This is a genomic window from Acetobacter aceti, assembly GCF_002005445.1.
Classification (GTDB): Bacteria; Pseudomonadota; Alphaproteobacteria; order Acetobacterales; family Acetobacteraceae; genus Acetobacter; species Acetobacter aceti_B.
Genome location: NZ_CP014692.1, coordinates 848,818 through 870,059 on the forward strand (window position 1 = coordinate 848,818; position 21,242 = coordinate 870,059).

Genomic DNA, 21,242 nt, shown 5'->3' on the forward strand with positions numbered 1-21,242 from the left:
CTGTTTTCACAGAGGCTGACCGTGATGAAAAACACTTCAACATCCCCGCCGCCAGCGAATGCCGGCTCCAGCCTGCAAGGAAATCTCGGTGTTGCGTCCATTGTCATGATGGTGGTTGCAGCCGCAGCGCCCCTGACCGTCATGGCGGCTAACAGCCCGCTGATCATCGCCATGGGTAACGGGATTGCAGCCCCTCTGGATGCCGCCATCGCGACGTTCATCATGTATCTGTTCACCGCGGGCTTCATTTTCATGTCGCGTTACGTGGCGAACGCGGGAGCATTCTACGCCTATATCCAGAAGGGACTTGGAAGGCAGATCGGCCTTGCGTCCGCCACGATGGCGGCAGCGTCCTACAGCTTCATCGTGATCGCCCTGGAAGCCTATATCGGCTACACATTAAGCGAACTTCTGCATAATGCACTTGGATTTTCCGTTCCGTGGTGGCTCCTGTCCATAGCCGTCGTCGCGATCGCGGGTTTTCTGGGATACCGACATATCGAGATGAGTTCACGGTTTCTCGGTATTGCGCTGGTTCTGGAAGTGGGCGTCGTTCTGTTGGCCGATCTCGTTATCGTGGCGACAAAGGGTGTTTCGTCCCTGTCGGTCGAGCCTTTTACGGCTCATGCCGCGCTGTCCGGTTCACCCGGTCTTGGCATCATGTTCGCCATCTACTGCTTCATCGGTTTTGAATCGACCGTGATCTTTCGGGAGGAAGCCCGCAATCCCGATGTGACCATTCCCCGTGCCACTTACGCGGCGGTATTTGGCGTGGGTCTTTTCTACGTCATTTCAATGTGGTGCGAGGTCGCCGGTTTCGGACTGGATTCAGTCGTTCCCATGGCCAATGAGCATACCGGCGACATGTATCTGCTGCTGATCCGTTCCTATATGGGGCAGGTCAGCGAGGATATCGTCAATGTTCTGCTTATAACGAGCCTTTTTGCCTGCATTCTCGCCCTGCACAACGTCGTGGTGCGATACCAGTACATCATGTCCCGTTACGGCGTGCTGCCTGCCGGTATTTCCAATGTGCACGCAGATCATTCCTCTCCCCACGTTTCTTCCCTTGTGCAGTCCTGCACCTCTTTCGGCGGATTGCTCATCCTGCTGATTCTCGGTCTTGACCCGGTGACACAGATCTATGCGTGGGGCGCGACAGCCGGAACGCTGGGTTACATGGTCATCCTGTCCCTGACCTGCATATCGGTTCTTGTGTTCTTCAATGTCCGCAGCAAGGGGCTTGGAAATGTCTGGCATACATTGATTGCGCCCATCGGAGGACTTATTGGTCTTCTGGCATGCCTGTGGATTGCGGTTGCCAACCTTCCTGCCCTGATCGGTGGGGATAACGCCTCCATCGCTGCGTGGGGTATCGGTTTTCTGGTGATCGTAACCTTTATCGGCGGGTATGGTCTCGCCAGTCACATGAAGAGCAGATATCCCCGCCGGTTTGAGGCGCTGAGGGAACTGGCCTGACCGTCTGCCGCTGATTGGACAAGGCATCATCCTGATCATGGTGGGCTCTGGAACCATTGCTCACCATGATCAGGACTTCATGAAGACAATAATGACATATGTTTTCGCCACGCCATTCCCTGCATCAGAGCCGCTTCCGGACGTTGACAGAATTGTGAGCGGCAGTATCACATCCTGATTGCTTGTGGTCCGCCATGTCGCTTGTCTGCTGTGGTGGCTAAGAGGGAAACCGGTGTCAGGCCGGTGCTGTCCCCGCAACTGTATGCCGCGAGGCTGACGATTGTCTGAACACCACTGGATACTGTCGCGAGGCGGTCCGGGAAGGTTTTTCGTCAGATCGATGACCGGTAAGCTAGGAGACCTGCCACGGCAACGGAGTCACGGACAGGGCCGCTGAACGGGGGGTTTCAGGGGCGAGGCCAACGTAATGCTGGTCTCCGCTGTGGTGACGTTCTGTCGGAGCATCACCGTGCATCCCGTATCACGCCACATTGGTTTCATGGCCGTCAGCCTGACCTGTCTCTTCACCGCTCATGCCGCAACGGCGGAGCGGTCGGGAAAGATACAGTCCCCGCCTCATAAAGCTGTGCCCGCCGGACACGCTGAAAATATCAAAATCCAGGGCAGGCAGCCCCAGTTGCGGCAGACGACCGCTATCGGTGGCAAGCTTGGCCTTTCCATCCAGCACTCTCCCGCCACCATCAATGTGATCGAACATGATGTCATGATGCAGCGCGGTTATGCTCAGGCGGAAGATGCCGGTGATAGTGCTCCCGGCGTATCGTCGGGCGGCGGGCCGGGCAGTCCTGCCCAGTTCATGATGCGTGGTTTTACCGGTAATCAGGTGCAGATCCTGCGGGATGGAACCTATTTCGGTCCTACAACCATGGTGAACCGGCCGCAGAACGCGTTCAATCTGGAAAGTGTTCAGATCCTCAAAGGTCCATCATCCGTTCTGTATGGACAGGGAGCTGTTGGCGGAACAGTGGATATGCGGACACGTAATCCAACTTTTGACGCGCCTCATGCAAACGCACTTCTTTCCTATGGAAGTTTCAATACATGGAATGCCGGCGTCGGAGGGTCCCTGCCGATCACGAACACACTGGCCATCCGGGCGGATTTCAGCCGCACATCTTCGGATGGATTTGTGAAGGGCGCTGATCCTCATTCCAATGATTTCACGACAACCCTGCTGTGGAAGCCGACTTCAAAATTCACTGCCCGGCTGGGCATGGACTATCTCACGGATCGGCTTTCCACCTATTACGGCACGCCTCTGGTCGATATTGGACAGACCGGGGGACGTGTTGGTGGACTGGTAAATTCCACCAGGGGGCTCGGCATTACCCGTAAAGAAATGTGGAAGTATTATAATGTCCGCAACGCCGAGGCCGGGTCGGTCAATGCGACGCCCACCCTCCATCTTGACTGGCAGGCTACGCCGTCGATTTCACTGCATGGCAGCAGTTATTTCATCTATTCCAAAAGGCGCTGGAATAACGCCGAGAGTCTGAGTTATATGGTGGATGCAGGCAGGGTTGACGCCTCTGGGAACGCCATCGGACAAGGACGAATTGCACGCGACCGTTTCTACGTTTTCCAAAATCAGCATCAGGTGGGCAGCAGTCTTTACGCCAGTTTTGATTCTTCTGTTTCTGGCATGAAAAATCGATTTATTCTGGGAGGAGATGCTTACTATCTCCGCTTTATCCGCAATCGTGGTTTTCCTGACGCCACCTATGCTGACAGCGTTTCTCTGGCAGGCCCGGAGCAGACGGCGCTGGGATCGTTCGCAGGCGAATATCCGTTCAATAAATCACCCACGACAATGGTACAGGCCGGACTGTTTCTGGAAGATGTCCTGACAATTCGTGAGACGCTGAGGCTCGTTGGCGGTTTCCGGTATGACTGGTTGTCGCTCAATCGGCAGAACTACAGGCAGGATGGCAGTTTCAACGCCAGCACCAGTTTCCGCGGTCACTATAATCCGGATAATTTCAGGATTGGTCCCGTTTACGATATTACAAAAAACATCAGCGTTTATGGGGTTTACACGACAGGGGAAGACCCGCCGGGTTCCAATCTTTTCACGGCCAACCGTGGTCAGTTCTCGCGTCTCAGCCATGCGCGACAGGGTGAAATCGGTGTGAAAGCCTCCGCGCTGGACGGGCGCTTCACCACGACACTGGCTTTGTATGACATTCGCCGCACGCGTATTCTTGTCACGACCGGACCGGATACCGTCGCGACTGCCGGCGTGCAGAAGTCTCGCGGCGTGGAATGGCAGGGGGATCTCATTCTCAACCGGCATTTCAGCTTTAACGGGAATGTCGCCTACACATGGTCCCGCTACGGTTCTTTCCATCCGAGTGCGACAGTGGACGCTTCCGGCAATCAGGTTCCCAATGTACCGGCTGTGACCGCCAACCTCTGGGGGATCTGGTCGCGTGTCCGGGGGCTGCCGCTCGATCTTGGCGCTGGCATGCGGTATGTTTCAGCCCGAAAAGGAGACTACGCCAACACGCTGACCATGAAAGATTATGCTCTGGTCAATGTTTTCGCAGCGTGGCACGCCTACAAAGGCATCACCCTGTATGGTCGTATCGACAATATCGGTAACAAGCATTTCGTTCAGTGGGCCGATACGGGATATTCCGGACAGGTTCTGCTTGGGGCGCCGCGTTCCTTTTCCATCAGCATGCAGGCCGGCTTCTGAGCATCTGCCTGTGTTTACAGAAGATTGAGAGTTTCCCATCGGGTTGCTTTCATCGGGCAGCCCGTGGAACTCTCTTTTCGGAACAATGATGTTTACAAAAAAATATCTCATCCGAAAACTTTTTCTGATCCATCGGTGGATGGGAATCTGCCTCTGTCTCCTGATGGCGTCATGGTGTGCGTCGGGTATCGTTATGCTGTGGCGTCCCTGGCCTCAGCCATCAGCAACAGCTTTGGCTCATGTCCATCCATTGCTGAAATTCCCCGAAAATTTTTCCAGAATCAGAAATATTGTTGATGCTGGAAGACGTTTCAGTCACGCTCGATTGACGATGGTAGGAGAAATTCCTGTTCTCGTCCTTCAGGCGGAACAGGGAGGTGCTCAGGTCCTCAATCTTGCCAGCGGGAAAGAAGGGTTCCTCTCTGCCGAAATCACGGCTGCCAGTGCCCGGTCATATCTTCAGGCAAGGCATGTTTCCGATCATGTCATTTTCGACAAGCTGACAACCGACGATCAGTGGATTTTGAACAGCCGTGACAGGTCTGAAGGGTTTTACAGATTTCATGCCAATGATGCTGGCGGAAATCAGGTCTACGTCTCGCGTGTGACAGGCGACGTCGGGCAGGCGACCGATAAAACGACGCGGCGCTGGGCATGGTTCGGGGCGATCCCACACTGGATTTATCCGGCAATACTTCGTCGACATCCTGCGCTGTGGCACGATGTCGTTATCATATTGTCAGGATCAGGTGTTTTCCTCACCATAACCGGACTGTCTGTCGGTTTTCTGCGACTGAAGAAGGTATGGCCATTTTCCGTCTATCGGGGCTGGCACCTGTTTCATCATATCTGTGGAACCGTGTCTGGCCTGATGGCGCTTGCGTGGATCACCAGCGGATTTCTGACAATGAATCCCGCCGGTCTTTTTCAGGGGCAAAAACCGTCCTTATGGCAGGACCGCCTTTCCGGATATGTTACGGGCAGTGATATTGTCGGGATATTGCTGGACGTTGCGGCGAAACGGTCATGGGAGCAGAAACAGACTGACTGGCAGGAGGTCGATGTTGTTCCCTTGGGTGGCCATCCCTTTCTGGTGCTTCATCATGCGGATGGGCGGGTGGAACGGTTTGCCAGAGATGCAACGCCTGTCGTGCTGACGGCTGCCAGTCTTGAAGAAGCTCTGCAAAACCAGAATTTTTTTGATCCGGATGCCCGAATAGTTTCTCTGGATAAAGCCGATGACTATTATTTTGACCGCCCCCTGAAGAAACGCCGCTTTCCGGTTTTGCGCGCCGCTGCGCCAGAGGGAACGCTGCTCTATATCGATGCGCAATCCGGAGAGTTATCGGCTGTCCTCGATACAGCGGCCCGTCATTCCCGCTGGTTGGTCTACGGCGTGCATGATCTTGATTTCTTCGTCTGGCTAAGATCCGCCGCCGCCATGTGGATGCTTGTGCTTCCCGCGCTTTGCGGTGTGATGGCTCTCTATGTGTCCGCAATCGTACTGGCGGTTCGCAGGCTGCGTCGCACATTGCGATAACCGGCCTGATGGCTCCAGACAGGGCAGGACGTGGAAAACTGACCGTCCTGGTCATTGGTCTCCTTGTCTTGGCGGGAAGGTCGCCCAACCTATAGGGATGTGCTTTTTGCACTCCGAGCCAATCTCCGGCATAAAGTTCACCCCGCGCCTTGCGTGGTGATCCCTTCAACATCAGCTTTCTCTGAAACAGCCGGTCTCTGAAAGCCCGGCGCTTATCGACAGGAACCGACCATGAGTGTCACGCTCAGCCCTTCCGCATCGCCCCTGACAGCCGCCCCGACGACGGCTGCCAACTGGTCGCCGGATAGCTGGCGGTCGTTTCCTATCAAGCAGGTGCCGACCTATCCCGACGAAGCGGCTCTGAAAGCCGTTGAGGGACGGATGAAGAGCTACCCGCCGCTTGTGTTCGCGGGTGAGGCCCGTCGTCTGCGTGAACATCTTGCGGACGCCGCGGCTGGTCGCGCGTTCGTGCTGCAGGGTGGAAACTGCGCGGAAAGCTTCTCCGAATTCTCGGCGGATTTCATCCGTGACACATTCCGGGTGCTGTTGCAGATGGCGGTCGTGCTGACCTTCGGCGCGAAGGTGCCGGTGGTGAAGATCGGCCGTATGGCGGGACAGTACGCCAAGCCGCGCTCATCCGACACGGAAACAGTGGGCGATGTCTCGCTGCCGTCCTATCGCGGTGACATCATCAACGGGCCGGCCTTCACGTCTGAAGATCGTATTCCCGATCCGAAGCGGATGGAGACGGCTTACTTCCAGTCGGCCAGTGTCCTGAACCTGCTGCGCGCCTTCTCGCGCGGCGGTTACGCCAACCTGCACCGGGTCAACCGCTGGAACCTCGGCTTTGTCGAGCGGTCTCCGTTGGCCGAGCGTTATCGCGCTCTGGCGGAACGTATCGACGAGACGCTGGAGTTCATGGCGGCGTGTGGCATCAACTCGGCCTCTGCGCCACAGATCGACGAGACCGAGTTCTACACGTCTCATGAGGCGCTTCTGCTTCAGTATGAGCAGGCGTTCACCCGCGTCGATTCAACGTCCGGCGAATGGTATGACTGCTCGGCGCACTTCCTGTGGATCGGGGACCGCACCCGTCAGCCGGAAGGCGCGCATGTCGAGTTCCTGCGCGGTGTGCGTAACCCGATCGGCATAAAGGTCGGTCCGACGACGCAGATCGAGGCGCTTGAGCAACTGCTTGATATCCTCAATCCTGCGGATGAAGCCGGGCGTATCACCCTGATTTCCCGCATGGGCGCGACCAAGATTCAGGATCATCTTCCCGGACTGGTGCAGGCGGTCAAAGGAACGGGTCGCACCGTGACGTGGATGTCCGATCCAATGCACGGAAACACCATTTCCACGGCCAGCAACGTCAAGACACGCTCCTTCGAGTCCATTCTCACGGAAGTGCAGGGCTTTTTCGACATCCTGACTGCTGAGGGTGTGGTGCCGGGTGGCGTGCATATGGAAATGACCGGGCAGGACGTCACCGAGTGTGTTGGTGGCGCGCATCAGCTCACGGAGCATGATCTCGGAGCCCGTTATGAGACATTCTGCGATCCGCGCCTGAATGCGGAGCAGTCTCTCGAACTGGCGTTCCTGATTGCCGAGGAATTGAACTCCCGGGCCCGCACTCTGCGAAAAAGCGTTTAAGCGGAGCAAACCGCTGTTTATGGCGGGAGTTATTCTCCTGTCATAAGCAGCGGATCGTCACTTTCTGAGCTTTCTTGCGGGTGCTGACCTTGTGATTGGAGGTCGTCTATGTCCAGGATGATACCGAGCATCTGGTCGTGATGCCTAGGAAAGGGCAGGTCGTGGTCTTGAAATCGCCTTCCGTACATCCGCAGGAACCTCGTTCAGAAGTGTCTTCGGGTGTGAGTTCTTCGTTCTGCGTCGCCGCAATTGATGATGCGACGATCAAGGCGCGTACTGACAGTTATTTCAATCGCACCAGGGAAATCGTTTCCAGATTTGGCGACTGCGTTGTCACCTATGCGGTGTTCATCCGCAGGCCTGTGCTTTCCGCGACGGCGATTGTTGAAACGTGGTTGAAGAATATCTCGCGCGAGCGTGGCATTGAAATTCTGGTCGAGCCGGTTTTTACGGAAGGCGATTGGGTAGGGGCTGGTGAGCCGCTGCTCTATGTCACAGGCTTTTTTTCACATCTTGCGCAGCTTGAAACCCTGATGCTCCAGAAGCTGGGCGCGTGTTGCGTGGCCGCGCATCGTGCCTACCAGATGGCGCTGTCTCTTCCCAAGGCGCAGTTTCTTGCTATGGAAGCCCGTCATTGCGCCGGATACGAGATGCAGGAGCTGATGAGCTATGGCGCTTCCGTCGGCAGCCGTGCGGCGCAGAAGGAAGGTGCTGTCGGCTTTGTCGGGGGTGCAAACGACGCAACGGCGTCCTTTTTCGGAGGGACGCATGGTTTCGGCACGATGCCTCATGCCCTGATTGGCTATGCCGGTTCCACGCTTCGGGCTGCCGAAATGTTTCATGAGGTCTATCCGGATTCGGATCTGACTGTGCTTGTCGACTACTATGGACGTGAAATCACTGACGGCCTCGCTGTCTGCCGCCACTTCAGGGATCTTGCTCACGCGGGCCGGGTGGGCCTGCGTCTTGATACGCATGGCGGACGCTTTCTTGAGGGGCTGGACCCTCAGGAATCCTATGCCGTTCTGGACCGCTATGTTCCGGATGCGATCCGGCGCTACCGCTCTGAGGGGGAGTTACGCAATCTGATCGGAACCGGCGTCTCGGCGGCGGCAATCTGGCGGATGCGTGAGGTGCTTGACGATGCGGGATTCGAGAAGGTGAAGATTGTCGTGTCGTCCGGCTTCGGCGTGACGAAATGCGCCAGCATGGCCGACGCCAACGCTCCGATTGACGTGGTGGGGACAGGGTCTTTCATTCCCAAGCTGTGGAATGAGACGTACGCTACAGCGGACATCGTGACGTATGACGGCGTGGAAAGCGTGAAAACGGGGCGGGAATTTCTTTTACCGTCATTCAGGAAGGCAGAAGAGAGACAGCGCAAACTGTTGCATCGGGGCTGAAGTGCCGTTCTCAGAACCCGCTGGTATGATGAAGTTATGTGATATGCAGGAGTTGTTTGTTTATGACTGAGGCCGAAGAAAATGGTGAAGACGCGACGGTCGCGGCTCAGGAGACAGGACCGGTCGTGCGTCTTCTCGATCTTTCCGGAGGCGCTGAAGATAACATCATTGAAGAAATCAAGGGTTTTCTTGATGCGGAACACGCGAACGCGTTTGCCCGGGCTTATGTCCGCGACAGTATAGAAATCTGCCGTGTGCCGGGCGCCGCTGCGAGAGATACGCTTGAAGCATGGTTCTCGTTCGGTGAAAATGCGGAAGTGCTGGGCACAGACGACCCTTGGGTTTCTTCAGGCGAACTGAATGATTTCATGGATCGTCCGGCGACTGAAGAAGAGCGTGACTGGCGTCTGCTTGATCCTCGCCGCTATGACACGGATGACGGCGAGTGATCTCGGTAGAGGATTGAGAGAAATCGTCTCCGTTTAGTCATGAAAATTTTGGGCGTCGCCTTTTCCAAAAAACGACGTCCCCTGACGTTCTTCGAAAGAAATCCCGCCTCATTCATCCCGGTGCGGAAAGCGGGCTGGGATGTTCCAGAATATCCAGAATAGCAGCGCTGGTTTCTTCAATCGATCGTCTTGTGATGTCGATGATCGGCCAGCCGTGACGGGTGCAGAGGCGCTTCGCCCACAGCAGTTCATTTCTGACTTCTTCCGGGTCGATATAACTTGTGCGCGTCAATGATGTCCCGCCAGCGTGCTGCTTGGTGGGGACCATGCTGTTCAGGCGGGTACGACGGATTTCAAGCAGGGCGTCCGGAGCAATGGTCAGACCGATGACCGGCACGCCCAGTTCAAACAGTTCCGGAGGGAGTGGCGTGTCAGGAACGAGTGGAACATTGGCCGCCTTGATGCCCTTGTTGGCGAGGTAGAAACAGGTTGGCGTTTTGGAGGCGCGTGAGACGCCCACCAGCACGACATCGGCGTCCTTGAGTTCACGGGTCTGCTGGCCGTCATCATGCTCGATAACGTAGTGCATGGCGTCGATCCGACGGAAATAGTTCTCGTCCATGATGTACTGGCCACCTGGGCCGCCATCAATGGCCTGTGTGCCGGTTGCGCCCTCCAGAAAGGTCAGGGTGTTCTTCATGACGTCCAGCAATTGCACGCCAGTCCGTTTGCAGCCTTCGATCAGATCATTCTGGAGTTCTGCGTCGATGAGAGAAGAAAGAACAGGACCGGGCTCTTTGGCGATTCCGGCCATGACACGGCGCAACTGTGTCCGACTACGGACGAGATTCCAGTGCTGAATCTGAAATTCCACATCGGGAAAATGTGGTGTGCAGGCTTTGGCCTGTGTGTCGAGGGTTTGTCCGGTTCCGCCTGAAACCAGATGAAGGCAGATGCTGCGTTTGGTCATGTCGAAAACCTGTGTTTTCAGGAAAGGCTTGCCATTTTCATGGTGAGAAGAAGCAAAACCATTTCCGAAGTCCCGAAGCTCGGGTTCTGATTCTTGTGCAGGCAAACAAAAACGGGACGCCCTTTCTGGGAGCGCCCCGTCGATGCTGATCTCAGATCAAGCCGTCATCCAGCATCTCAGGATGAAGCTTTTTCCTTCTTCATCGCCAGAGCGGCCTGAGCCGCCGCCAGACGGGCTACCGGCACGCGGAACGGGGAGCAGGAGACGTAATCCAGTCCGACGCTCTCGAAGAACGCGATGGAGTCCGGATCGCCGCCATGCTCGCCGCACACACCCAGCTTCAGTGCAGGCTTGGTCTTACGACCGTTTTCTGCGCCCATACGTACCAGAGCGCCCACTCCTTCGCGGTCGATCGACACGAACGGGTCTTTCGGCAGGAGACCGTGATCGACGTAGTAAGGCAGGAACGAACCGGCGTCGTCACGGGAAAGACCAAGCGTGGTCTGGGTCAGATCGTTGGTGCCGAACGAAAAGAAGTCCGCCACTTCCGCAATCTGGTCCGCCGTGATCGCTGCACGGGGCAACTCGATCATGGTGCCGATAAGGTACTCAAGAGTGGTGCCCTGTTCCTTGAAGACAGCGGCAACTTCCGCTTCCGCCGCCTTGCGGGTCACTTCCAGTTCCGTCTTCACGCCCACGAGCGGGATCATGATTTCAGGAACAATGGCATGTCCGGTCTCTTTTGAGACGGCGATGGCGGCCTCGATGATGGCGCGAACCTGCATCGTGTAGATCTCGGGGTAGGTAATGCCGAGACGGCAGCCACGGTGACCGAGCATCGGGTTGGCTTCCGACAGCGCCGAGCGACGGGCACGGAGAGACTCTACGGACTGGCCAAGCGCCGTCGCCACTTCCTCAAGTTCGGTTTCGCCATGAGGCAGGAACTCGTGGAGCGGTGGATCAAGCAGGCGGATCGTCACGGGCAGACCGCTCATGATGCGGAAGATCTGCGAGAAGTCGTCACGCTGGAACGGCAGCAGGGCGTCGATGGCCTTTTTGCGCGTCGCCGGGTCGTCCGACATGATCATCTGACGGACGAAGCCGATACGGTCCGGTCCGAAGAACATGTGTTCCGTGCGGCTCAGGCCGATGCCTTCGGCGCCGAAGCGGCGGGCTGTCTCGGCGTCTTCCGGTGTTTCGGCATTGGCGCGGACACGCAGGCGACGGACTTCGTCAGCCCAGCCCATCAGCGTGCTGAAATCACCCGACAGGGTCGGAGGAATGGTCGCAACCTTACCGACATACACAGCGCCTGTGCCACCATCGAGGGTGATCCAGTCGCCGCCCTTCAGCGTGACGTTGCCGACCGTCATGGTCTGCGCCTTGTAGTCGACGGTAATACCGCCGGCGCCAGCCACGCAGACACGACCCATGCCGCGCGCCACGACGGCGGCGTGAGAGGTCATGCCGCCACGGGTCGTCAGGACACCACGGGCCGCGTGCATGCCATGAACGTCTTCCGGTGAAGTCTCGATACGGACAAGGATGACGTCCTCGCCCTTGGCCGCGCGGTCTTCGACTTCTTCAGCCGTGAAGACGATAGCGCCTGCTGCCGCACCCGGAGAGGCCGGCAGGCCACGAGAGAAGAGGTTTCTCTCGGCTTTCGGGTCAAGTGTCGGGTGAAGGAGCTGGTCGAGCGAGCCGGGCGGGACGCGCTGGATGGCTTCTTCCTGCGTGATCAGACCTTCCTGCGCCATGTCGATGGCGATTTTGAGGGCGGCCGCCGCTGTACGCTTGCCGGAACGGGTCTGGAGCATATAGAGCACGTTGCTCTGCACCGTGAACTCGATGTCCTGCATGTCGCGGTAGTGCCTCTCAAGGATGTCACGCACACGCATGAGTTCCTTGTAAGCTTCCGGCAGGACTTTCTCCATCGGAGACTGGTCGGAGGTCGCACGACCGGCGGACATGGGCTGCGGCGTGCGGATACCCGCCACCACGTCTTCGCCCTGTGCATTGACCAGATACTCGCCGTAGAAGATGTTTTCGCCTGTGGACGGGTCACGGGTGAAACACACGCCGGTCGCACAGTCTTCACCCATGTTGCCGAAGACCATCGCCTGCACGTTGACGGCGGTTCCCCAGTTTGCGGGAATGTCATGCAGCTTGCGGTAGGTGTTGGCGCGCGGGTTCATCCAGGAACCGAAGACGGCGCTGATCGCGCCCCAGAGCTGCTCCTGCGGCTCGTTGGGGAAGGGCTTGCCGGTTTCTTTCTGAACGACGTCCTTGTAATCCTTGACGATTTCGCGCCAGTCCGACGCCTTGATGGCGGTGTCGTCGGTGACGCCGAGACCGTGCTTGGCCTGCTCCAGCAGATCCTCGAAGCGATGATGGGGGACTCCCATCACGACGGAACCATACATCTGGATGAAGCGGCGATAGCTGTCCCACGCGAAGCGCTCGTCCTTGGAGGACGCAGCCAGACCTTCAACCGTCTCGTCATTCAGACCGAGGTTGAGGACGGTATCCATCATGCCCGGCATGGAGACGCGGGCGCCTGAGCGGACCGAGACCAGCAGCGGCGCACTGGCGTCGCCGAAAACCAGACCGACTGATTTCTCGACGCGATGAAGGGCTGAAGCGACCTGCTCCGCGAGTTCGGTCGGATAGGCATTCCCGTTATCGTAGTACGCCGAGCATACTTCCGTTGTAATGGTAAAACCAGGAGGCACTGGCAGTCCGATGGAAGCCATCTCCGCCAGGTTGGCGCCTTTGCCACCAAGCAGATTGCGCATTCCGGCACCGCCTTCGTTCAGGCCGCCACCGAAGCTGTAAACCCATTTCGTCATGACCAACGCTCTCCGAGCGCGGTGATTCTGGCCGTCTGTTCCTTCCCGGGAAAATCAGGCCTGAATACAGTCCGCGGGGAATTTATAGTTATTATTAAGTGCTCCGTTCCCGGGCCACAGCATCATGCCAGCTTGGATCGCTTTCGGCAATTCGCTTTGCAATGAATATTGCAGGCAGACAGGCTCTGTTACAGAAATAAGGCGGAGCTTTTTAAGCTTCCGGTAATCCGGCCAGTTCGCGCCATCCCGTTTCATCGACAGTGTCAATGCCGAGTTCCTGAGCTTTCCGGGCTTTTGAGCCGGCTTCAGCTCCCAGCACGACAAGATCGGTCTTTTTCGAGACACTGTCGGTCACTTTCGCTCCCAGACGCTCCGCTGTCGCTTTGGCTTCGGGACGTGTCATGGTGACCAGAGAGCCCGTGAAAACAATGACTTTTCCGGACAGGGCTCCATCAGCCTCAACGACTTCATCCTCCACGTTCACATAGGTCAGAAGATCATCCAGCGTCGTCTGGTTATGAGGCTCGGCAAAAAAACTGACGATTTCGTCGGCGATGGCGGTGCCGATCCCCGTGATTTCTCCCAGTTCCTGACGCTCCTCCGACCCGATGAGGCGCGCCGCCTGCATCCGCTCGCGAAGATGCGTGAAGGAACCGTAATGTCGCGCCAGAAGTTTGGCGTTGTTTTCTCCCACGCGCCGGATGCCCAGCGCATAGATGAAACGGGGCAGGGAGATGGTGCGTCGAGTCTCGATGGCCTGACACAGTTTTCGCGCCGAGGTCGCGCCCCAGCCTTCCCGTTTCGCAATCTCGGCTTCATGGGTGGCAAGGCGGAAAATATCGCCGGGAGCCTGCACCATGCCGATGTCATGGAACTCGGTGATGCTTTTTTCGCCCAGACCATCAATGTCAAAGGCCATGCGTGATACGAAGTGGATCAGGCGCTCGACGACCTGCGCCGGACAGGTGAGACCACCGGTGCAGCGGATGACAGCCTCGCCCGGAACACGTTCCACGCTCGCGCCACAGGCGGGGCAGTGATCCGGCATGATGAACGGAGCCTGCCGCTCATGAGTGTTTTCGGCGACGACGGCGACAATCTGGGGAATGACATCGCCTGCTCGCTGGATCTGCACCAGATCGCCGACGCGGACATCCTTGCGTTCGATCTCGTCCTGATTATGCAGCGTCGCACGGGAGACGATTACCCCACCGACATTGACGGGCTCAAGATGCGCCACCGGCGTCAGCGCACCAGTGCGACCGACCTGCACCTCAATGGCCAGAAGCCGCGTGACAGCCTGCTCGGCCGGGAATTTCCACGCCGTTGCCCAGCGCGGGGCGCGGCCGGCGAAACCGAGACGCTCCTGAAGCGCAAGGTCGTCGATCTTGTAAACCACGCCGTCGATATCATACGGCAGAGCACTCCGTTCCTGAGCAATCCTGTCGAAGAACGGCTCGGCTTCGGCGATGCCTTCCAGTTTTGTGGAGAGCGGATTGACCTTGAAGCCCCATGCCCGAAGCTGGTCGAGCCAGGCTGAATGCGTTGCCGCAACCGGATGGGATGAAAATCCCATGGCGTAGGCGAACAGGGAAAGCGGGCGACGGGCCGTCACCTTCGGATCAAGCTGTCGCAGTGAGCCTGCTGCGGCATTGCGAGGGTTGGCGAACAGCTTGTCTCCCGCAGCCTCCTGCGCGGCGTTGATGGCGAGAAACTCCGCCTTGCCCAGAAAGACTTCGCCACGGATTTCAATCAGATCGGGCGCTTCGCCTTTGAGACGGAGAGGAATGGTCTTCAGCGTCTTCAGATTGGCGGTGACATCTTCGCCTTCCGTGCCGTCGCCGCGTGTGGTGCCGCGTGCGAACCGCCCGTTTTCGTAGGTCAGACTGATGGAAACGCCATCGATCTTCGGTTCGCCGACAAAGGCGAGAGCGGCCGCCTGCGCCTCATCAAGTCCCAGAAATCGCACGGCGCGTTTTACGAAGTCCTCGAAATCAGTCCGGTCGAATACGTTGTCCAGTGACAGCATCGGTGCGAGGTGCCGATGTTTTTTGAAGGCGCTGCTTGGGGCGGCGCCCACCTGAAAACGGGGGCTGTCCATGCGCATCAGTGTGGGGAAGCGCAGCTCGATCGCCTCGTTTCGTCGACGCAGGGCATCGAATTCCGCGTCTGAGACTTCCGGCGCGTCCTTGGCGTGATAGGCGTGATTCAGGTGAGCGATAAGCGCTGACAGACGCGCCAGTTCCTGTTCAGCCTGTGTGGCGTCGAGTTGCTCGACAGCAATATGCGCCGTGTCCATCACCGCTTCTCCAGTAGGCTTTCCGCAGCGGCGCGTGCGGCGTCAGTTATGACATCACCCGCCAGCATCCGGGCGATTTCCTCGCGTCTTTCCTCATCGGGAAGAGGGGCGGCGCTGGTCTGGGTCTGTCCGTTCCGCACCAGCTTGCCGATCCGCAGGTGATGATCTGCCGCCGCAGCAACCTGTGGAGAGTGCGTGACGGTCAGGATCTGCATGTCCCGCGCCAGCCGGTGCAGCCGCTCGCCAATGGCCGCCGCCGTCGCGCCGCCCACGCCCGAATCGATTTCGTCAAACACCAGTGTGCCGATGGACGACCGTCCTGCCAGCACCAGACGAATGGCCAGCATCAGCCGGGACAGTTCGCCGCCCGATGCGACCTTGCCCAGTGGTCCGGGTGGTTGCCCTGGATTGGCGGCCAGCAGGAAGGTCGCCTGTTCAAGGCCATGCGCGCTCCACTGTTCCTCGGGCAGCGATGTGAGTTCCGCGACAAAGCGCGCGCGTTCAAGCTTCAGGGGCTTGAGTTCGGCCATGACGGCGGTCTCGATCTTGCGGGCCGCCTTGGCGCGGTGGGCTGACAGGTCTTCAGCGGTAGAAATAAAGGCTGCTTTTGCGGCGGCGGTCGCGGCTTCCAGTTCAGCAAGACGGGCCGTGCCTGTCTCAAGGGCATTCAGCCGTTCCGTCAGCCGTTTCAACAGGTCCGGCAGGTCGGAAACGGACGTTTCAAACTTACGGGCCGCCGCGCGCAGGGCGAACAGGCGCTCCTCCACCTGCTCCAGTAAACGCGGATCGGCATCCTGATCGGCAGCCAGCCGGGCCAGCATGCTTTCCGCTTCGGAGAGCGCGACTTCGGCGGCATCAAGCGCCTTGAGGGCGTCCTGCGCGCCTGTCTGGTGCTGTTCGAATTCCGCATCCGGTTCATCGGTTTCCCGCCCCGGTGCGGGCAGGAGCCTGTGCAGGGCGCGGCTGGCAGCGCGCAGGGCCGCAGCCGGTCCCGAATTGCGTCGATCCCGTGGGGTCAGTTCCGAGAGCGCCGCCGCGACGGCTTCACTGCGACGTTCATTTCGTTGCAGGGCCTGCCGCTGGGAGGCCAGCTCATTCTCTTCATCAGGCTGAGGAGCGAGGGTGGCCAGTTCGTCAATCGTATGTCGCAGCCATTCTTCTTCCCGTGCAGCGGTCGCGATTTCCCTGTGAGCCGCCTCAAGCGTTTCCCGTGCTTCACGCCATGCCTTGTGGCAGGCGGCGACCTTGCGGCAGGTGGCCGCGGGAACGCCGAACGCATCGAGCAGATCACGGTGTGTCGTGGGATCGGCCAATCCCATCTGTTCATGCTGTCCCTGAATTTCCACCAGCATCCCGGCCACGCGGCGCAGCAGGCCGATACCGACAGGCTGGTCGTTGACCCATGCGCGGGACCGTCCGTCTGTCGTCAGGATTCGACGCAGAATCAGTGATTCGTCACTCTCGGCAGGAACACCCTGTTCAGAGAGAATATTGCGCACGGGGTGGTCGGCAGGGACTTCGAAACTGGCCGTGACGCGCGCTTCACTTGCGCCTGCCCGGATGAGCCGTGCATGGGCACGCTCACCGAGGGCAAGACCCAGACTGTCGAGAAGAATGGATTTTCCTGCTCCGGTCTCGCCCGTGAGCGCTGTCAGACCCGGATGGAAAGACAGATCCAGCGCTTCGATGAGGACGACGTCGCGTATGGATAGAAAATTCAGCATGGCGAAAATCCGCTCTGACCTGTCTCCGCAGGGAAGCTGGTAATATCGCGGAGTGTGAGGGAATCAATATGTGAGTGCCTGATCGCCCGCCAGCCGGTGAGGGCCTGCATTTCAGGTGCAGGCAGTTTCACTTCAATCGTTCCCCATGCGGGGCTCAGTGTGTTGAGCCGCGTGCTCCTCGTTCGGAGGCGGGAGTGCCTGGGCGGGCAAGATTGCTCGTCAGTTCTGACCCGTTGCCGCCGTCATTAAGCTGGCTTGCAGAGACGGGTGAGACGGGGGCTCTGGACAGGGAAGGGGGCGCATCGGCGCGCGCATCGCCACGGCCTGCAGACTGTGCGGGACTCTGGGTCGAAGACGCAGGTGCCGTAATCAGTTTTCCGGGCACCGGTGTCTTGCTGGACAGGAGGTGATAGCTTTTCAGATTGCTGTAAGCGTAACGATACCATTTACTGTCAGGATAATTATATGCCAGCACGCCGCCGGTCCGACGCGCTTCGTCCGTCAGGCCGAGATCCAGATAGAGTTCGACAAGCCGCTCCAGAGCTTCGGGCACATGGTTCGTTGTCTGGAAATCCTGCACGACGCGCTGGTACCGCCCGAGCGCAGCCTGATAGGCACGCTGTTGCTGATAATATCGCCCGACAAGCATCTCCTTGCCTGCAAGATGATCGCGGCAGAGATCGATCTTCAACTGGGCGTCGCGGGCGTATTTCGTTTGTGGGAAACGGGCGATGACATCCTGCAGACGTGACATCGCCTCCGCTGTCATCTGCTGATCGCGGGCGACGTCGCCAATCTGCTCATAATAGCAGAGAGCCAGAAGATAGAAGGCATAGGCGGCATCGGAACTGGTGGGATGCAGTTCGATAAAGCGGTCGAGCTGCTGTGCCGCGTCAGGATATTTGTTCTGGAGATAATAGGCATAGCCCGCCATCAGCTGCGAATTGGCGGTATAGCCGGAATAGGGATAATTCTGCTGCAGTGTTTCGAACTGCTTTGTTGCAGACAGATAACGCTCGGTGCGCAGGGCGTCGATGCCGTTGTTATAGAGCTCATCTGCGGAAGAGACTGTGGGGGCGGGCTTTTCGGCAGACGAGGTCTTGAACATCGAACAGCCTGCCAGAAGCATGAAGCTTCCATAGGCAGCCGCTGAAACCAGGCGCGACGTCACTCTGGGGGGGATGCGCGAGGTTGGCTGCGGCACGTATCAACTCACTGTCTGTCGTGTACAATTACTGGCCGGTTATAGCACGGAATACAGCGACGGAAAGGTGTCCAGTCCGTTCTGCGCACGACATTGTTTATTCTGCGTTTATTCTGCGGTCTGCCTGCACGCCCCGGCAGTCTGTCAGGCCGCCTGCAGGGGCGCTGATGTCAGCTTTGTGGCTGGATTGACCTCGCGCCATGCGGATCTGTCGGCAAACAGGGTGCGCAATAACTGATTATTGAGGTGATGGCCTGATTTGTAGCCCGTGAAGCTGCCCCGGATGTACGCGCCGGCAAGAAAAAGATCACCCACGGCATCCAGCATCTTATGCCGCACAAATTCGTCCTTCGCCCGCAGACCGGTCGGGTTCAGGATTTTTTCTTCATCCACAACCACGGCGTTGTCCAGTGATCCGCCAAGCGCCAGCCCGGCGGCCTGAAGCGCCGCGATTTCACGATGATTGGTAAAGGTCCGCGAGAACGCCAGCTCCCTGCGAAACGATGCTTCGGTGAATGTCAGGGCCAGCGTCTGTCTACCAATGGCGGACGCTGGAAAATCGATGGTCATCGAGAGGGGCATATCCACCGCGTCGGAAGGCTTCAGTTCGGTAAAAGCGCCCGCTTCCTCAACCCGAACGGTTTTCAGCACTTCTATCTCGCGTCGTGGCGCATCAAGCCGCACCCGCCCGGCGCAATCAATGAGAAAAAGGAAGTCAGCGGAAGAGCCGTCCAGCACAGGCACTTCGGGACCATCCAGATAGACATGCGCGTTATGGATGCCATTGCCGCAGAGGGCCGACATCAGGTGTTCAATGGTGGCGACGCGGTTCCGCTTATCCGCACGCTCGCCGATGACAGTGCTCAGTCTTGTATCGACAACATGATCATAGACAGCGGGAATGGCCGCTGCGCCCGGAATATCTGTCCGATGGAAGATAATACCCGTGTCGGCTCTGGCCGGCTCCATCCGCAGAGTAATCTTACGTCCTGTATGCAGACCGGTACCGACGCATTTTATGGGGGAGCGAAGGGTATTCTGACGCACTGGCACGACCGCTTTTGATAGTTTTCGGTGGATGCTGAATGTCTGTGTAGTCGATGAAAAGACCTCATCATCCCTTTCGACCAGTGCGGTGGGATCAGGACTGAAGCTTTCCATTGATATATCTCTCGGTCTGACTGGGGTTCTTGGAACCTGTATTTTGATGCTTACAATACGCTGGACGCGTAATGGTTCCAGTCAATGTTTATTGCGTCGTATTACCGGCGGAAAAAAGATCTTCATCAGGGGGCGGTAGGGCAGTCCCCGCGTAAAAAAGATGTTTTGCGACAAAAGAAAACCGGGGTCTTCAGGGACCCCGGTTTTCTGCGCTGTGATGGTCAAAGATGGACCGATCAGGAAGGACGACGCATGAACGCCGGAATGTCCAGGCCGCCGTCGTCGCTCTGTGCGGGGCGCACGGTCGGGCCTTCCTGCTGCTCGCTACGCTGCTGGGCCGGCGTAACCTGCGGCGCATGTTCCTGTCTTGTCTCACGAGGCTCCGCGGCAGGCCGGCGCAGCACGCCGGTCATGAGACCGAACAGACTGTTACGTGCCGGAGCGGGTTCAGGAGCACGGGGAGCAGGCGCAGGTGAGCGCGTGTTAGTGGTGAACAGCCCGTCTCTTGGAGAAGCAGCGCGAGGCGCGGCATGAGCCTGCGTCGGCTGACCCGGTGCAGGCTGCTGGTTGAAGTTCGGTGTCTGGCGCGGAGGCTGTCCAGCCGGAACGCCGTTCGGATGGCCGGCTGGCTGTGCATTACGTGCAGCCTGCATGCCGCCACCAAACATCGGAGGCTGGCCGACTGCGTGCTGGGTGTTCTGGGTAGCAGCAGCCGCCTGTCCTTCTTCCTGCTGCTGTGCCGCCGCCTGCTCTTCGGCTTCCTGCTGGGCCTTGGAAGAGGGCATGTCGATACCGGTGGCCACAACGGAGACGCGGATCTTGCCGTCCAGATCCGGATCGATCGCGGAACCGAAGATGATGTTGGCGTCTTCGGCCACTTCTTCGCGGATACGGTTGGCGGCCTGATCGACCTCGAACAGCGTCAGGTCATCACCACCGGTGATGTTGATCAGCAGTCCGCGTGCGCCAGCCATGGAAGTGTCTTCGAGCAGCGGGTTCGAAATCGCGGCTTCTGCGGCGAGACGGGCGCGATCTTCGCCTTCGGCTTCACCCGTTCCCATCATGGCTTTGCCCATTTCCGCCATGACGGTGCGGATATCGGCAAAGTCGAGATTCACGAGGCCCGGAGCCACCATCAGATCGGTCACGCCACGCACGCCCATGTAGAGGACATTGTCGGCCATCTTGAACGCATCCTTGTAGGTGGTGCGTTCATTCGCCATGCGGAAAAGATTCTGGTTGGGAATGACGATCAGCGTGTCGACATACTGCTGAAGCTCGGCGATGCCCTCCTCCGCAGCCTTGGCGCGACGCGGTCCTTCGAAACTGAACGGCTTTGTCACCACACCGACAGTCAGAATGCCACGCTCACGCGCCATGCGCGCCACGATCGGCGCGGCGCCAGTGCCTGTGCCACCACCCATGCCCGCCGTCACGAAGACCATGTGCGAGCCTTCAAGGTGACGGGAAAGTTCGTCTGCCGCCTCTTCCGCCGCCGCCCGTCCGATTTCCGGTTTTGCACCCGCGCCCAGACCCTGCGTCAGATGCGGACCAAGCTGAATACGACGATCAGCCCGACTGCTGGAGAGCTGCTGGGCATCCGTGTTGGCAACCACGAATTCCACACCTTTCAGATCGGCGAGAATCATGTTGTCCACGGCGTTCGTACCACCACCCCCCACACCGATAACCGTGATCTTCGGTGAGAAATCTGCATGGTGCTGCGGGGGAACGGTGAGGTTCAGAGTCATTTACACTTCCTTGGACGGGACCGGCGCTGGTGAGCCGCCAT

Annotated in this window: 13 protein-coding genes and 1 riboswitch; of the genes, 6 read left to right on the top strand and 7 right to left on the bottom strand. The window is 58.4% G+C overall.

Features of this window, described 5'->3' with window-relative positions:
* Window positions 1–24: 24 nt before the first annotated feature.
* From A0U92_RS03940 to A0U92_RS03965, 6 genes are all read left to right on the top strand, one after another.
* Window positions 25–1,479 carry an APC family permease gene (locus A0U92_RS03940; protein ID WP_077812089.1) on the top strand — a complete coding sequence of 485 codons (1,455 nt, stop codon included), beginning with the start codon at window positions 25–27 and terminating at the stop codon, window positions 1,477–1,479.
* A gap of 168 nt (window positions 1,480–1,647) precedes the next feature.
* Window positions 1,648–1,862, top strand: a riboswitch (cobalamin riboswitch).
* A 44-nt stretch (window positions 1,863–1,906) separates the two neighbouring features.
* Entirely contained in the window at window positions 1,907–4,198 is a 2,292-nt protein-coding gene (locus tag A0U92_RS03945) for a TonB-dependent receptor (protein ID WP_236748268.1), read from the top strand.
* A gap of 331 nt (window positions 4,199–4,529) precedes the next feature.
* Window positions 4,530–5,738, top strand: coding sequence for a hypothetical protein (locus A0U92_RS03950; protein WP_187668861.1), 1,209 nt, complete (start codon window positions 4,530–4,532; stop codon window positions 5,736–5,738).
* 231 nt (window positions 5,739–5,969) lie between these two features.
* Window positions 5,970–7,391: a class II 3-deoxy-7-phosphoheptulonate synthase gene (locus A0U92_RS03955; protein WP_077812091.1), complete on the top strand. Its 1,422-nt coding sequence runs from the start codon at window positions 5,970–5,972 to the stop codon at window positions 7,389–7,391.
* Between the two features lie 140 nt (window positions 7,392–7,531).
* Entirely contained in the window at window positions 7,532–8,794 is a 1,263-nt protein-coding gene (locus tag A0U92_RS03960) for a nicotinate phosphoribosyltransferase (RefSeq protein WP_236748340.1), read from the top strand.
* Between the two features lie 62 nt (window positions 8,795–8,856).
* The gene (locus A0U92_RS03965; RefSeq protein ID WP_077812092.1) at window positions 8,857–9,243 is read left to right on the top strand and encodes a hypothetical protein; all 387 of its coding nucleotides are present in this window, start codon (window positions 8,857–8,859) and stop codon (window positions 9,241–9,243) included.
* A 112-nt stretch (window positions 9,244–9,355) separates the two neighbouring features.
* Here A0U92_RS03965 and A0U92_RS03970 read toward each other — a convergent pair whose 3' ends face one another.
* From A0U92_RS03970 to ftsZ, 7 genes are all read right to left on the bottom strand, one after another.
* Window positions 9,356–10,213, bottom strand: coding sequence for a pyruvate, water dikinase regulatory protein (locus A0U92_RS03970; RefSeq protein WP_077814240.1), 858 nt, complete (start codon window positions 10,211–10,213; stop codon window positions 9,356–9,358).
* Between the two features lie 176 nt (window positions 10,214–10,389).
* On the bottom strand, window positions 10,390–13,062 hold the full coding sequence (gene ppdK, locus A0U92_RS03975; RefSeq protein WP_077814241.1) for a pyruvate, phosphate dikinase: 2,673 nt from the start codon (window positions 13,060–13,062) through the stop codon (window positions 10,390–10,392).
* Between the two features lie 211 nt (window positions 13,063–13,273).
* Complete coding sequence (ligA, locus tag A0U92_RS03980; RefSeq protein ID WP_077812093.1) at window positions 13,274–15,361, bottom strand: NAD-dependent DNA ligase LigA; 2,088 nt, start codon at window positions 15,359–15,361, stop codon at window positions 13,274–13,276.
* Window positions 15,361–17,085, bottom strand: coding sequence for a DNA repair protein RecN (recN, locus tag A0U92_RS03985; protein ID WP_077812094.1), 1,725 nt, complete (start codon window positions 17,083–17,085; stop codon window positions 15,361–15,363). The genes ligA and recN overlap by 1 nt, the downstream gene beginning before the upstream one ends.
* 154 nt (window positions 17,086–17,239) lie before the next feature.
* Window positions 17,240–18,268: an outer membrane protein assembly factor BamD gene (locus A0U92_RS03990; RefSeq protein WP_236748341.1), complete on the bottom strand. Its 1,029-nt coding sequence runs from the start codon at window positions 18,266–18,268 to the stop codon at window positions 17,240–17,242.
* Between the two features lie 165 nt (window positions 18,269–18,433).
* Entirely contained in the window at window positions 18,434–19,450 is a 1,017-nt protein-coding gene (lpxC, locus tag A0U92_RS03995; RefSeq protein ID WP_077812096.1) for a UDP-3-O-acyl-N-acetylglucosamine deacetylase, read from the bottom strand.
* A gap of 236 nt (window positions 19,451–19,686) precedes the next feature.
* Window positions 19,687–21,201: a cell division protein FtsZ gene (gene ftsZ / locus A0U92_RS04000; RefSeq protein ID WP_077812097.1), complete on the bottom strand. Its 1,515-nt coding sequence runs from the start codon at window positions 21,199–21,201 to the stop codon at window positions 19,687–19,689.
* Window positions 21,202–21,242: the final 41 nt, after the last annotated feature.